The organism is Gorillibacterium massiliense, from assembly GCF_000455485.1.
Taxonomy (GTDB): domain Bacteria; phylum Bacillota; class Bacilli; order Paenibacillales; family NBRC-103111; genus Gorillibacterium; species Gorillibacterium massiliense.
Map to the genome: position 1 here is coordinate 1 of NZ_CBQR020000174.1, position 12325 is coordinate 12325.

The window sequence follows — 12325 nt, forward strand, 5'->3', positions numbered from 1 at the left end:
AACAGATGATCTAGCGCGATTGCTTCGCATCCGGTTTTCAGGGAATAACATCTCTGAGAGACCCTCGAATGGGGGTCCCCGAAAAGTAGTCGGAGTAGGCTACAAAGCTTAGCTTCACTTTTTGGGGAAATGCGTTTGGTGATGATGGCGGAGGGGAACCACGCGTTCCCATACCGAACACGACCGTTAAGCCCTCCAGCGCCGATGGTACTTGGACCGCAGGGTCCTGGGAGAGTAGGACGTTGCCAAGCACAATGAACCTCGCACGATTACGTGCGGGGTTTTTTGTTGCGTTTGGCCGCCCGTACTCGAAAGGACCCCGTCCGCGCGTACCATCGGCTTGATGGTACTTGGACCAGGCGAAGCCAAGTCCTGTGAGAGTAGCACTTTCCAGCATAATGAACCTCGCACGATATCGTGCGGGTTTTTTTGTTGTTTAGAAAACGTTCATGCTCGATGGTGGTATACAATGGAAAGAAATATGCCAAAGAGAGTGATCGTAATGGGGAAGAACAACGGAGATGAAAAGAAACATGAGCCTGTACCTTATGTGGAAGTCATTTATACCGATTCAACCGAGAAGAAGGAGCCTGCTTGGAAAGACCCCTCGATTCGGTGGCATGCGGAGAGCATGAAGTTCGAAAGCATATTCGAGGCACATGAATGGGCGTACAGCGAAGCATACAACGAGATTGGCAATCTTTATGACGGGTATCGGACAATCGATGAAAAAATGGCGTATGCCTTATTATTTGAGTTGGTAAGAGCAAATACATTATGGGGAAAGAAGTGGGAGGTTTATTCGGATATTGATTTTACCGATAAAGTACTTTCATATCTGATATGGGTAAAGCCGATCGTCGCGACCGAGAATTGAGCAGTAACATGCCCATCAAGGTCGGTACAACGAAACATCCCGATCCCCAAAGCGGATAAGTCCGCCGGAACCCAGCTTGCGAAAAGACCATAGCACTGCATAACGGGGCAAAATCAGCCATAGATGGATGAACAGAAGCGCGGCGAACCACGGGGCTGGCAGCCATGGATAAAGCAGTGCGATGACAGCAGCGCAAATGAGCGATAGTTGGTGCAGCCACAGACGATAAGCTTTGTGACCGACGGTGCCTGCAGGTAAATGGCCGGGCCAGGGCAGGGAATAGCGGCTTTTCCACGGAGCAGAGTGAAATTGTTTGGTATAGGTGATGTATAGCCGGGTAAAAAGAAAATGGGCAAGCGGCACCGCGACAATCGCAGCGACGACTGCAATACCAGCTTTTGCGCCGGATAGAAGCCATGCGGCAGTCAGATAGCCGGCGAAGATGAAAAGCATGGCAGCACTGGATAGAGGGCTAGCATTAATTTTGCGGACAAGCGTGTAGTGATAAACTGTCGACTGTTCGGAAATCGAACGTTCCGGCATGTGGTGCTCCCTCCATCCGATGACGGTTAATGATGTTAACAACGGTCCTTCTCATCCTTCTACTTATTATCGGAATTATCGACGCGCTTTGAAAGCCTAGAATAAATTTTTTCGTACAGACACCGGCATCCGCCTTTCTTCATATTTATATAGTATCTTTCGGTAGGGGATAGTTTAAAAGGTTTGGAAGTAGGGTATACTGGCATAAAACAAGCTGTTCGGATGGGAGGGCCCGCGCATGGAAGATATAGTAAACACCTGCATCATCTGCGGCGAAACGGGCCGGGATGGCATAGTAGTTGTTTCCGAATTCATATGCGACCGCTGTGAATCCGAGATGGTTCGCACGGACGTTTGCGACGAGAAATATCCGTTTTTCATAACCCGGCTCAAGCAGATTTGGTATAAAAAGAATGCTTAATCCCCATTATTGCGGGGTAAAAGGTAGCAACCGCATTCATTTGTTTGCTATAGTAAGAGGAGAATAGGCCAGCGGCTTGTTCTCCTTTTTTCAAATCTTTTGGCGCGGCTTTACCCGATTGGAGGTTTGCTGTTTTTTGAATAGACATACAGCACCCTTGTATGACAGACTGGTGCGTCATGTGCAGGAAGATCATGCCGGGTTCCATGTCCCGGGGCATAAGTCAGGGGCTGGACTTGATCCGAGGGGTATGGCGTTTTTGCAGGCGGTTATGGCGATTGATCTTACGGAAATCACGGGGCTGGATGATCTCCATCATCCGGAAACCGTGATCCTGGAAGCTCAGGAGCTAGCGGCTGATTGCTTCGGTGCAGAAGAGACTTCGTTTCTCGTAGGCGGCAGTACATCCGGAAACATGGCACTGATTCTCGCTACATGCGGCAGAGACGATATTCTTATCGTTCAGCGCAACTCGCATAAATCGATTCTGAATGCGATCGCGCTTGCCGGCGCGAAAGCGGTATTCCTTTCGCCGGAGTGGGATGACGAAGCGGGTTTGGCCGCAGGTGTCCGATTGGAGGATGTCCGCTCCGCCCTTGAACGGTATCCTGGGGCAAAAGCCGTCATGCTGACCAATCCGAATTATTACGGAATGGCTGACGATCTGAGCCCCTACGCTGACCTCGTGCATCAATATGGGAAGCCATTGCTGGTTGATGAAGCCCATGGGGCGCATTTGGGTTTCCACCCCAATCTGCCGCCGTCGGCGCTTTCCAGCGGTGCGGATGGCGTTGTCCAATCGACCCACAAAATGCTTACAGCCATGACAATGGGAGCCATGCTTCATATGCAAGGACCCTATTTGAACCGGTCGGCGGTCCGCCGTTGTCTGAGCGCTATCCAGAGCTCAAGTCCCTCATATCCCATCATGGCCTCTCTCGACTTGGCCCGTTTGCAAATGCATCAGGAAGGACAGGCTTTTCTGGAAAAGGGCCTCGATCAAGTCAATCGTTTTCGTGCAGCAGTTGCACAGATGGCAGGTTTTCGTGTGCTTAGCCACAGCCAAGGATCGGCATTCGACTATCTGGATCCTTTCAAAATCTCCATATCCGAAGCATCCGGCAAAGTGACAGGTTATCAGCTTCAGGAACTGCTGGAGTCTTACGGCTGTATGGTGGAAATGGCAGACCCATCGTATGCCCTGCTGCATTTCAGCATAGCGACGACGGAAACAGCAACGGAACGGCTGATTGCGTCGTTAAAGCAAATAGAAGCGGAATTGCCAAGATTTAAGCAGGAAAACGACGGGTTTTCACCGAATATATCGAGTATTCTCCGTTTTGATGCTGTTTCCCCTCCGGTTTCTCTTCCTGCTTTTGCATATGCCGCATCGTTAGATGTGGGTTGTCAATCTATACCGCTTGAGGATGCCGAGGGAAAAACAGCGGCTGAGACGATTATCCCTTATCCACCTGGTATACCCGTTGTTTATGCAGGAGAACAAATCTCCAGGGATGCCGTCGCTTATCTATCAACGCTGTCACGAGCAGGTGCCCGTTTTCAAGGGGCGGCTGATTCACGGCTGCAAAACGTACGTGTAACGGTTTCATGAGTCTATTACAATAAGGAGGTTTTCATATGAAAATGGTTATTGCGGTAGTCCAGGATAAGGACAGCAACCGTCTCTCTAACGCTCTCATTCAAGCGGGTTTCCGTTCAACCAAATTGGCCAGTACGGGAGGCTTTTTGAAGGCGGGGAACACCACCTTTTTGATCGGCATTGAGGAAGATCGGGTACCCGAGGTGCTGAATGTGATTCGTAGCAACTGCAAAGTGCGGGATCAACTGGTGACGCCGGTTTCTCCGATGGGAGGCACCACGGAATCCTATATTCCGTTCCCGGTCGAAGTTCAAGTTGGCGGCGCAACGGTGTTCGTGCTTCCCGTTGAGCAGTTCGAGCACTTTTAATCATGAAAATCTATCCCGGATGGCGTCCAACAGGTAAAAGTGTCCCGATACCCGAGGTCGGAGCAGGGCAGCAGGTGCAACAGAAAGCGTTTGGCGAGATGATGAATGAACGGAATGTCCAAGGCTCTCAGGAGGAACTGGGCCGGATGATGGAGCAGATCCAGCTTCAGGCAGACCGCTTGGCTAGATCCATGACGATTCGGGAACTGCGCCAGTATAAGCTGCTGATTCGCCGGTTTCTTGAGGAAACGGCGCGCAAGGGAATCTCGATTCGGGAAACCCGGGGATGGGACCGCCGCGGCCGCTCCAAGCGTTATAAGCTGCTTGAGCAAATCGACGAAACGTTGACCGCGATGGCGGACGAACTGCTGGAGACGGAGCAGGGCCGTATCGATATTCTGCATAACATCGGCGAGATCAAAGGCATGCTGATCAATGCATTTTTTTAACTATATAAGTCTTTATAAGATTGGCACAATCCTTGAGATTGCCTAATTTACTGGAAAAAGGTTGTTTGGCAAGTAAACATAATATAGACATGCTATAATAGGAAACATGCATCCATGTCGATTGTTGCAAGGATGAAACAGGTGGCGAGCGCTTCCTGAACGGACCTGTTTCGGGAGGAATCTATGCCTTTTCAAGATATATCGGGACAGCATTTGGCGAAACGAATTTTGCAAAATCATCTGAGGAGCAAAACGCTTTCTCATGCCTATATTTTTAGCGGACCGAAAGGCTCTGGACGGAAACAGACGGCCATGACCCTGGTGCAGGCGATCTACTGCCAGGAACGGACGGATGACGCTTGCGGCGAATGCGTCGAGTGCCGCAGGGTTGCCCACGGCAATCATCCCGACGTACGCTGGATTGAACCGGATGGAGCTTCGGTAAAAATCGAACAGGTCCGCGAGCTGCAAAAAGATCTCAGCTACAGAGCCTCTGCCTCGCAAAAAAAGATTTACATCATCGACGAAGCGGAAAAGATGACGGTTCAGGCGGCAAACAGTCTGTTGAAGTTTCTCGAAGAGCCGGGTTCGGATATCATGGCCGTTCTGCTGACGGAAAACGGACAAGCGTTACTACCGACGATCCGTTCCAGGGCGCAATGGATTTCCTTTGTTCCAGCTCCTCCGAAAACAATGGCGGACACGCTGCTGCAGGAAGGAATCCCGGCTCCTTTAGCTCTCCCTGCCGTTCATTTGGTTGCCGGAATCGCAGCGGCCCGGGAACTTTCGCAAGCGGAATGGTTTGCGGAAGCGCGAAGCGTGATGTTACAATTGGCAAGAGAATCCTTATCCCGGAAAACGGTCGCCGCGATAACCGCCCAGCAGAAGCTGTTGAAGGGAACTCTGGCGGAGCATCTGGGCACGGTTTTGGATTTATGGATTTTATGGTTCAAGGATATGGTGCAGATTCAATTCGGTCGCAATGACGACGTGGTATATATTGATCAGTTGGATTGGATGTCCAAAACCGCTCTGACGAAAGAACCGGGCTTTTGGGTTGCTGGAATGGAGCAGGTGATGGAGGTTCAAAAACGGATAAGGTTTAACGCCAATCCCCAGCTGTCTTTGGAAAATCTGATTTTTGGTATACAGGGGGGCTGAACGTTGTACTCTGTTGTAGGAGTCCGGTTTAAAAAGGCCGGTAAGATATTTTATTTCGACCCGCATGAGCTTCCCGTGGAAAAAGAACAAAGCGTGATTGTCGACACCGCCCGCGGCCTGGAATACGGCAAAGTGGTGATCGGTAGGCGCGATGTTCCGGAAGAGGATGTTGTGCTTCCGCTCAAGAAGGTTATTCGCATCGCTGACGGGAATGATGGCGTGCTTGTAGAAGGCAACCGCAAGGCGGCCAGCGAAGCTTTTCATATTTGCTTGGAGAAAATCAAAGAACACAACCTGAAGATGAAACTGATCGATGTGGAGTATACCTTCGATCGCAACAAAATCATCTTCTACTTCACGGCGGACGGCCGCGTCGATTTTCGCGAGCTGGTCAAGGATTTGGCGGGCATCTTCCGTACACGGATCGAGCTGCGCCAGATTGGGGTGCGTGACGAAGCCAAGCTTCTCGGGGGCATCGGTCCTTGCGGGCGCGTGCTTTGCTGCTCCACGTTTCTGGGGGATTTTGAGCCGGTTTCCATCAAAATGGCTAAGGATCAGAACCTCTCGCTTAATCCGACGAAAATATCTGGCCTGTGCGGCAGGCTGATGTGCTGCGTCAAATATGAGCACGATAATTACGAAAGCGTTAAATCGGAGCTTCCTCGGATCGGCCGCATTGTCGTGACCTCCTTAGGCAACGGTAAAGTCGTGGCCATCAATGCAGCGGAGCGCATGGTGAAGGTGCAGCTGTTTGAACAGAAGAAAATAATGGAGCTTTCGGCGGACGATGTAGCGGAGGAACAACAGGCATAAAGCCGACAGCGCAAACGACATGATATGGGCCGAGTGAGGTTGAGGTGAAGCCGTGGATTCGAAAGAAATTTTCCAGCATATGGAAGAAATCGAAGACAAGATGGGGCTGACATACGCAGACATTGGAGTTCTAAAGAAGAAAATCGTTCTTCTTCTGGAGGAAAATAACCGACTTGAAATGGAGAATCGCCAGCTCAGGGGTTTGCTTCAGCAAAATGGACCGGCGCCGGAGAAAGAGCCCGAACCGCGGGAGAGCACCGTTGGCGAGGGGCATGATAATCTCGCCCGTTTATATAATGAAGGATTTCATATTTGCAACGTCTATTACGGACATTTGCGCACCGAAGGCGATTGCCTGTTTTGCTTATCGTTTTTGAATAAATAAGGTAGGAATAGACGACCGTGGGGATTTTTTCTCACGGTTTTTAACCTTTCTGGAATAGGGAGAGCCTAGTGGACGACAACCTGATGAAGGGGCTGCTGCCTGGGGAACGGGCGGATGATTTGCTCCGAAACAATTTGAAAATCATTCAAAGCGACGAGGTATTCAGTTTTTCCATGGACGCGGTGTTGCTTGCTCACTTTTGTTCGGTTCCGGCAAAAGGCAGGGTGTTGGATCTTTGCACAGGAAACGGTGTGGTTCCCCTACTGCTCTCCGCCCGAACGAAAGCGCCGATTTGGGGCGTGGAGATTCAGGAGCGGTTGTGGGACATGGCGGTGCGCAGCGTACGGATGAACGCTCTGGAAGAGCGACTTACGATGATGAACATGGATTTAAAGGAAGCGCATCTGCATTTTGGACATGGCGCTTTCGATCTGGTGACCGTCAATCCGCCGTATATGCCGGTGACTGCAGGGGAACAGAACGGGAACCCCCATTTTGCGGCTGCTCGTCATGAGATCTACGCCACCCTGGAGGATGTCATCGCCGCCTGCAGCCGGCTCACAAAGTTTGGCGGAAAGGTGGCCATGGTACACCGGCCGTCGCGGCTGGCTGATATCATGGGGCTGATGCGAGAGTACAGTTTGGAGCCGAAGCGGGTACGGCTGGTCCATCCCCGGCTCTCGGAAGAAGCCAACATGGTGCTGGTGGAAGCAGCGAAGAACGGCAAGCCCGATTTAAGGCTGCTGCCGCCGCTGATCGTCTACAAAAATGAAACGGACTATTGCGACGAGTTGATGGCCGTTTATTATGAGCCGTTAAAGGAGGGGGACACCCAATGAACATTCAGAAAAGCTTTGCCGAATCGCAACGGGGGACCCTTTATCTGGTTGGAACGCCAATCGGCAATTTGGAAGATATGACCTTTCGGGCTGTGCGGGTGCTGAAGGAAGCGGACCTCATCGCCGCGGAGGATACGCGGCAAACCCGGAAACTCTTGTCCCATTACGAGATTAGCGGGCGACTGGTCAGTTATCACGAGCACAACAAGGCAGCCAGCGGCCCTGAGCTGGTGCGGCTGATGGCCGAAGGACAAAGCGTCGCCCTTGTTTCCGACGCCGGCATGCCGGCCATCTCCGATCCGGGCTACGACTTGGTACGGTTAGCCATCGCGGAAGGGATTCCCGTCGTGCCGGTTCCCGGTGCCAACGCCGCCTTAGCCGCCTTGATCACCTCCGGCCTGGCTACCGACCGCTTCCTCTTCGTCGGATTTCTTCCCCGGGAGAAGCGGAAGCTTCAGGCCGAGCTGGCGGCTTTAGCGGGGGCACCGGCCACGCTTCTGTTTTACGAATCGCCCCACCGCGTCGTCAAGACGCTGGCGGCGATGCAGGAAGCGTGGGGGGACAGGCAGGCGGCTCTCGTCCGCGAGATCACCAAGCGCCATGAGGAAGCGGCCCGAGGGACGTTGTCCGAGTTGTCCCGCTTTCTCACCGAGAATCCGCCTCTTGGCGAATACGTCATTGTTGTAGACCGCTGGGGATCGCAAGACCGTGGGGAGGCGGGGAGTGGAATTGCCGCAGGTGAGCGTCCAGTTGGAGTAGCTAGCGGAAACGCGGCGATGAGTGACCCCGAAAGGGATGCGAGCGGAGATGGCGAACATGCGGAATGCAATACTCGGGCAGGTGCGCTGAATACGGATGCGGGCCCGCTTCTTGCTTCCGGCGGTGCCTGGTCTGCAGCTGGAGCCGTCTCCGCTCTTTGGTGGCAGCCCCTGTCGGTAAAAGATCATGTGAGCCGGTATGAGGCAGACGGATTGGATCGAAAGGACGCCATGAAGAAGGCGGCAGCCGATCGCGGTGTCTCCAAACGGGACATTTACCGGCTGCTGCTGGAGCCGTGAGAAGGCAAAAAAAATCCCCAACTCCCGACGGAAAACCCGCCGGATTTGGGGATGTAAGGAGATATAGAAAGGTTATAAATAACGTTTGGAATTATTTATAGTATACTATAAATCTCCGGGTTTGACTATGTTTTTCATGGAAGGCTTATGATGATTTTGGCAAAAAACACGCGTCCGATGCACATCATCTTCTAGCATAATTCTCTGTTTTGAAAATTACTTCAGAACAGGAACAGGCATTTCTTGCATGCAAGCGTTGCAAACGATCTTGCCTTTGAAATAGGAAACATTTTCGGCATTGCCGCAGAAAATACAAGCAGGCTCATATTTTTTCAGCATAATCCGCTCGCCGTCGACATAGATTTCCAGGGCGTCTTTTTCGCCAATACCCAGTGTGCGCCGCAATTCGATGGGGATTACGACCCGTCCAAGTTCATCTACTTTTCTAACGATACCAGTTGACTTCATCATGATCACAAACACTCCTCAGCAAGATTGATCGTCATATTTCGACACGAATCTTTTAAATATAATACCAACCATTCCCATAATAGTCAACTAAAATTAATATAAATATAAATTGACCTTTGGTAATAGGAAGAACGGTATTTCTCTATATAATAGAAGAAGTACATAGTAAGGCGAATTCAGCAGGCTTTCAGAGATCAGAATATTCTGGAAATGAAAAAAGGACATCTTTCGACAAAGTAAAAATAATCTCGAATAACGAACAGGAGGGGCGCCGATGAATCGGTTGAATGAGGAGAAGGTTTTTAAGGATCCGGTACACAAGTACATCTACGTTCAGGATCGCACCATTTGGGATCTCATCAATACCCGGGAATTTCAAAGGCTGCGGCGCATCCGCCAATTGGGAACTTCCTATCTGACTTTTCATGGGGCGGAGCACAGCCGGTTCTCCCACTCCCTCGGAGTATACGAAGTGACCCGGCGGATCATCTCCCAATTCGAGCGCAGCCAGTACTCCGCTTGGAACCCGGAAGAGACGCTGCTATGCCTTTGCGCTGCACTCTTGCATGACATCGGCCATGGCCCATTCTCCCATTCTGTCGAGCAAACCTTCGGAGTTCACCACGAGGATTGGTCATGCCGGATCATTTTGGGGGATACGGAGGTCAATCGTGTTCTGACAGCGGCGGACCCGGAGCTCCCCCGAAAGATAGCCGGGGTTATCTGCAAAACCTACGAGAATCCTGTCGTAACGGGTTTGATCTCCAGCCAATTGGATGCGGACCGTATGGATTATTTGCTGAGGGATGCCTATTTTACCGGCGTCAATTACGGTACCTTCGATCTGGACCGTATTCTTCGGGTGCTGCGTCCGTATCCGGGCGGCATCGCGGTTAAAGACAGCGGCATGCACGCCGTTGAAGACTATTTGATGTCCCGTTATCAAATGTATTGGCAAATCTATTTCCATCCGGTGACCCGCAGCGCGGAGATCTTGTTGTCGAAAACGCTGCAGCGGGCGAAGGATCTCTTTGAAGACGGTTATCCTTTTTCCTTCATGGTGGAGCCTTTGCGGCGTCTGTTGACTGGCAAACTGGATGTACCGGACTATTTGGAGTTGGATGAAGCGCTGCTGCAAGCGGCATTTCAGCAGTGGATGCGGGAAGAGGATCGGATCTTGGCGGATCTTTGCTCGCGTTTCCTTAACCGCAAGTTGTTCCGTTACGTTCCCCTTGCGGAGCCGGCAGAATCGGAGGATGGAGGCGCATCCCAGAAAACGTCTAGCCCTACTCGGGATACCGGGGACGGCTTTGAAGCTTTCGATGATATGAATCATGATCAGGATGAGGACCGTTTTGAAGAGGAAGACCGTGACAAGGTGAAAAATGCAGGAAAACTCGAAGGAGAATTTGCCTCAGACCTAAGTCTTGAAACCTTTGACCAGATCCGGGAAAGTTTACGGGAAGCCGGTATGGAGCCGGATTATTATCTGGCAATGGATTTTCCATCGGATTTGCCGTATGATGTGTACCGTCCGGGGCAGCGGGGAGATAAGCGTCCGATCTTGCTCCTTGACCGGGATAACGGACTTGTCGAAATCTCGCGCAAATCGGAGATTGTGCGTTCTATCAGTGGGGTGCACGCAGGGCAGCACCAGCTTTATTTTCCCGGTGAAATTTTGGAAAGCCCATCGCTGCCTAGGGAAATCCGCCGGTTTCTGGCGAGAGGGAAAGAATAATGAAGAAACGCGAATAGGGAAACGAAAATGCTGGAGATAAAACGAGGATTTAGCCAGGAGGGGACAACGAGATGCTTACGGATACCCATGCCCATTTGAATGCGGATGCTTTTAACGAGGATCGGGAAGAGGTCATTGCCCGGGCAAGGGAAAACGGTGTTACCAGAATCGTCAACATCGGGTTCAATCGGGAGACCATTCCAACCTCTCTCGCGCTGGCGGAGGCCTATGATTTTATTTGGGCGGCGGTGGGCTGGCATCCTCAGGATGCGGTGGACATGCTCCCGGAGGATTTGGGATGGATCGAGGAGCTATGCCGTCATGAGAAGGTTGTGGCCATCGGCGAGATCGGGCTCGACTATTACTGGGATACGTCTCCTAAAGATGTGCAGGACCGAGTGTTTCGGGAACAGATCCGGCTGGCTCGGCGCATCGGTAAACCGATTATTATCCATAACCGGGATGCCCATGAGGATATTTTGAAGGTGTTGAAGGAAGAGAAGGCCGCTGAGGTCGGAGGGATCATGCATTGTTTCTCCGGGAGCTGGGAAACGGCTAAGCTGTGCATGGACATGAATTTCCACATTTCCTTTGGTGGGCCGGTTACCTTCAAAAATGCGAAACAGCCCAAAGAGGTGCTGCAAAAAGTGCCCCTGGACCGGCTACTGGTGGAAACGGACAGTCCGTACCTGACTCCGCATCCCCATCGCGGCAAACGTAATGAGTCGTCCTATGTGCGGCTGGTGGCGGAAGCCGCTGCCGAACTGAAGGGTATCTCCTTCGAGGAGTTGGCCGCCATCACGACGGAGAATGCGGTCAAGCTGCTGAAGTTAACGTAACCAAAAAGAAGCACCTTACCAGAATGGCGATTCCGGTAAGGTGCTTTGTTTTGTGGATTCGGCTCGTCGTGTCGACCTTCCGTTCCAAGTCGTCAGGAGGCAGCCTGATTGACTTTGCGGCCCCGGGACCATCCGAACAGGAGGCCGAACAGCGTGCCGGCGGCCCAGAATGCAAGAGAGGCGGCTACCCCGCTGCCCGTTGCCAACAAAATGACTGCAAGGATCAACGACTGAACACAGAAGGTGACGGACATCAACTTGGCGATCGCGGTACCTTCTCCCTTTCGAGGGACCGGATAGAGGTGCAGCCAAAAGCTGTACCGATGATACTGCCCTAGGGTGGTCAACTGTAAGCCGGAAAGCAGTAGAGCTAGGCTGGCTACAATGAGCCGTACGTACAAATGCGGGAACAGCAGGATTAGAACGGCGGCAATCACCGTCAATCTCAGAATGGCGCCGGAAGGGTCCCTGCGCAGAAAGGTTTTTGTGTACAGGTACAGGAAAACCGACTTCTGCGTAAAGGGATAGAAGCTGGTAGCCTTCGCCAGGACGCTTTTTCCGCGGATTTGTCCCGACAGCTGCGGGACATAGGCAAAGCCGCTGAAAAAGCGGAACATGCGGGCGGCCTGCCGTTTCTCGGCGGCGATGAGCCGCTCCCACGGCACCGTCGCCTTCGGCGCGGCGGTGAACAGCGCGGCGCCGGCTAGCACCGCCGCGAGGATGAGCGCCGCGCCCGCCAGCCGCGCCAGCGGCGAGGAGCGCC

General features: G+C 52.2%; 15 protein-coding genes and 1 rRNA gene. 13 read left to right on the forward strand and 3 right to left on the reverse strand.

Features of this window, described 5'->3' with window-relative positions; genetic code table 11:
• Positions 1 to 134: 134 nt before the first annotated feature.
• A 5S ribosomal RNA gene (gene rrf, locus TJ79_RS24665) occupies positions 135 to 251 on the forward strand.
• Positions 252 to 469: 218 nt separating this feature from the next.
• Positions 470 to 877, forward strand: coding sequence for a hypothetical protein (locus tag TJ79_RS28345; protein WP_238323140.1), 408 nt, complete (start codon positions 470 to 472; stop codon positions 875 to 877).
• Positions 878 to 892: 15 nt separating this feature from the next.
• Here the strand turns inward: TJ79_RS28345 and TJ79_RS24675 are convergent, their stop codons facing one another.
• A complete protein-coding gene (locus TJ79_RS24675) occupies positions 893 to 1420 on the reverse strand; it encodes a hypothetical protein (protein ID WP_040953010.1) in 528 nt (175 codons plus the stop codon).
• A 238-nt stretch (positions 1421 to 1658) separates the two neighbouring features.
• Here TJ79_RS24675 and TJ79_RS24680 point away from each other — a divergent pair, with 238 nt between their 5' ends.
• The 9 genes from TJ79_RS24680 (at position 1659) to rsmI (ending at position 8514) form a co-directional block, all read left to right on the forward strand.
• Positions 1659 to 1841: a sigma factor G inhibitor Gin gene (locus TJ79_RS24680; RefSeq protein WP_040953011.1), complete on the forward strand. Its 183-nt coding sequence runs from the start codon at positions 1659 to 1661 to the stop codon at positions 1839 to 1841.
• Between the two features lie 136 nt (positions 1842 to 1977).
• The gene (locus TJ79_RS24685; RefSeq protein WP_040953023.1) at positions 1978 to 3453 is read left to right on the forward strand and encodes an aminotransferase class I/II-fold pyridoxal phosphate-dependent enzyme; all 1476 of its coding nucleotides are present in this window, start codon (positions 1978 to 1980) and stop codon (positions 3451 to 3453) included.
• 26 nt (positions 3454 to 3479) lie between these two features.
• Positions 3480 to 3809 carry a cyclic-di-AMP receptor gene (locus TJ79_RS24690; protein ID WP_040953012.1) on the forward strand — a complete coding sequence of 110 codons (330 nt, stop codon included), beginning with the start codon at positions 3480 to 3482 and terminating at the stop codon, positions 3807 to 3809.
• A 2-nt stretch (positions 3810 to 3811) separates the two neighbouring features.
• Positions 3812 to 4258 carry a YaaR family protein gene (locus TJ79_RS24695; RefSeq protein WP_040953013.1) on the forward strand — a complete coding sequence of 149 codons (447 nt, stop codon included), beginning with the start codon at positions 3812 to 3814 and terminating at the stop codon, positions 4256 to 4258.
• A gap of 183 nt (positions 4259 to 4441) precedes the next feature.
• Positions 4442 to 5419, forward strand: coding sequence for a DNA polymerase III subunit delta' (holB, locus tag TJ79_RS24700; RefSeq protein WP_040953014.1), 978 nt, complete (start codon positions 4442 to 4444; stop codon positions 5417 to 5419).
• 3 nt (positions 5420 to 5422) lie between these two features.
• Entirely contained in the window at positions 5423 to 6232 is an 810-nt protein-coding gene (locus TJ79_RS24705) for a PSP1 domain-containing protein (RefSeq protein ID WP_040953015.1), read from the forward strand.
• A gap of 52 nt (positions 6233 to 6284) precedes the next feature.
• Complete coding sequence (gene yabA / locus TJ79_RS24710; RefSeq protein ID WP_040953016.1) at positions 6285 to 6617, forward strand: DNA replication initiation control protein YabA; 333 nt, start codon at positions 6285 to 6287, stop codon at positions 6615 to 6617.
• A gap of 83 nt (positions 6618 to 6700) precedes the next feature.
• Positions 6701 to 7456 (forward strand): tRNA1(Val) (adenine(37)-N6)-methyltransferase, encoded by a 756-nt coding sequence (locus TJ79_RS24715; protein ID WP_040953024.1) that lies wholly within the window; start codon positions 6701 to 6703, stop codon positions 7454 to 7456.
• Positions 7453 to 8514, forward strand: a complete 1062-nt coding sequence (gene rsmI, locus TJ79_RS24720; RefSeq protein ID WP_040953017.1) for a 16S rRNA (cytidine(1402)-2'-O)-methyltransferase — start codon at positions 7453 to 7455, stop codon at positions 8512 to 8514. The genes TJ79_RS24715 and rsmI overlap by 4 nt, the downstream gene beginning before the upstream one ends.
• Before the next feature lie 216 nt (positions 8515 to 8730).
• Here the strand turns inward: rsmI and TJ79_RS24725 are convergent, their stop codons facing one another.
• The gene (locus TJ79_RS24725) at positions 8731 to 8985 is read right to left on the reverse strand and encodes an AbrB/MazE/SpoVT family DNA-binding domain-containing protein (protein WP_040953018.1); all 255 of its coding nucleotides are present in this window, start codon (positions 8983 to 8985) and stop codon (positions 8731 to 8733) included.
• Between the two features lie 274 nt (positions 8986 to 9259).
• Between TJ79_RS24725 and TJ79_RS27450 the strand changes: the two genes are divergently transcribed.
• Both TJ79_RS27450 and TJ79_RS24735 read left to right on the forward strand, forming a co-directional pair.
• On the forward strand, positions 9260 to 10723 hold the full coding sequence (locus TJ79_RS27450; RefSeq protein ID WP_040953019.1) for an HD domain-containing protein: 1464 nt from the start codon (positions 9260 to 9262) through the stop codon (positions 10721 to 10723).
• Positions 10724 to 10794: 71 nt separating this feature from the next.
• The gene (locus TJ79_RS24735) at positions 10795 to 11562 is read left to right on the forward strand and encodes a TatD family hydrolase (RefSeq protein WP_040953020.1); all 768 of its coding nucleotides are present in this window, start codon (positions 10795 to 10797) and stop codon (positions 11560 to 11562) included.
• A 92-nt stretch (positions 11563 to 11654) separates the two neighbouring features.
• On the opposite strand, the gene TJ79_RS24740 is transcribed toward TJ79_RS24735, so the two are convergent.
• The coding region (locus TJ79_RS24740) for an ABC transporter permease (protein WP_040953021.1) at positions 11655 to 12325 on the reverse strand (671 nt) is incomplete at its 5' end.

What these genes read in the sequence shown, in the direction of transcription:
- TJ79_RS27450 (WP_040953019.1), top strand. Translation starts at nt 9,260, where the DNA reads ATGAATCGGTTGAATGAGGAGAAGGTTTTTAAGGATCCGGTACACAAG.
- holB (WP_040953014.1), top strand. Translation starts at nt 4,442, where the DNA reads ATGCCTTTTCAAGATATATCGGGACAGCATTTGGCGAAACGAATTTTG.
- TJ79_RS24735 (WP_040953020.1), top strand. Translation starts at nt 10,795, where the DNA reads ATGCTTACGGATACCCATGCCCATTTGAATGCGGATGCTTTTAACGAG.
- TJ79_RS24675 (WP_040953010.1), bottom strand. Translation starts at nt 1,420, where the DNA reads ATGCCGGAACGTTCGATTTCCGAACAGTCGACAGTTTATCACTACACG.
- TJ79_RS24690 (WP_040953012.1), top strand. Translation starts at nt 3,480, where the DNA reads ATGAAAATGGTTATTGCGGTAGTCCAGGATAAGGACAGCAACCGTCTC.
- TJ79_RS24680 (WP_040953011.1), top strand. Translation starts at nt 1,659, where the DNA reads ATGGAAGATATAGTAAACACCTGCATCATCTGCGGCGAAACGGGCCGG.
- TJ79_RS28345 (WP_238323140.1), top strand. Translation starts at nt 470, where the DNA reads ATGGAAAGAAATATGCCAAAGAGAGTGATCGTAATGGGGAAGAACAAC.
- TJ79_RS24695 (WP_040953013.1), top strand. Translation starts at nt 3,812, where the DNA reads ATGAAAATCTATCCCGGATGGCGTCCAACAGGTAAAAGTGTCCCGATA.
- TJ79_RS24715 (WP_040953024.1), top strand. Translation starts at nt 6,701, where the DNA reads ATGAAGGGGCTGCTGCCTGGGGAACGGGCGGATGATTTGCTCCGAAAC.
- rsmI (WP_040953017.1), top strand. Translation starts at nt 7,453, where the DNA reads ATGAACATTCAGAAAAGCTTTGCCGAATCGCAACGGGGGACCCTTTAT.
- TJ79_RS24725 (WP_040953018.1), bottom strand. Translation starts at nt 8,985, where the DNA reads ATGATGAAGTCAACTGGTATCGTTAGAAAAGTAGATGAACTTGGACGG.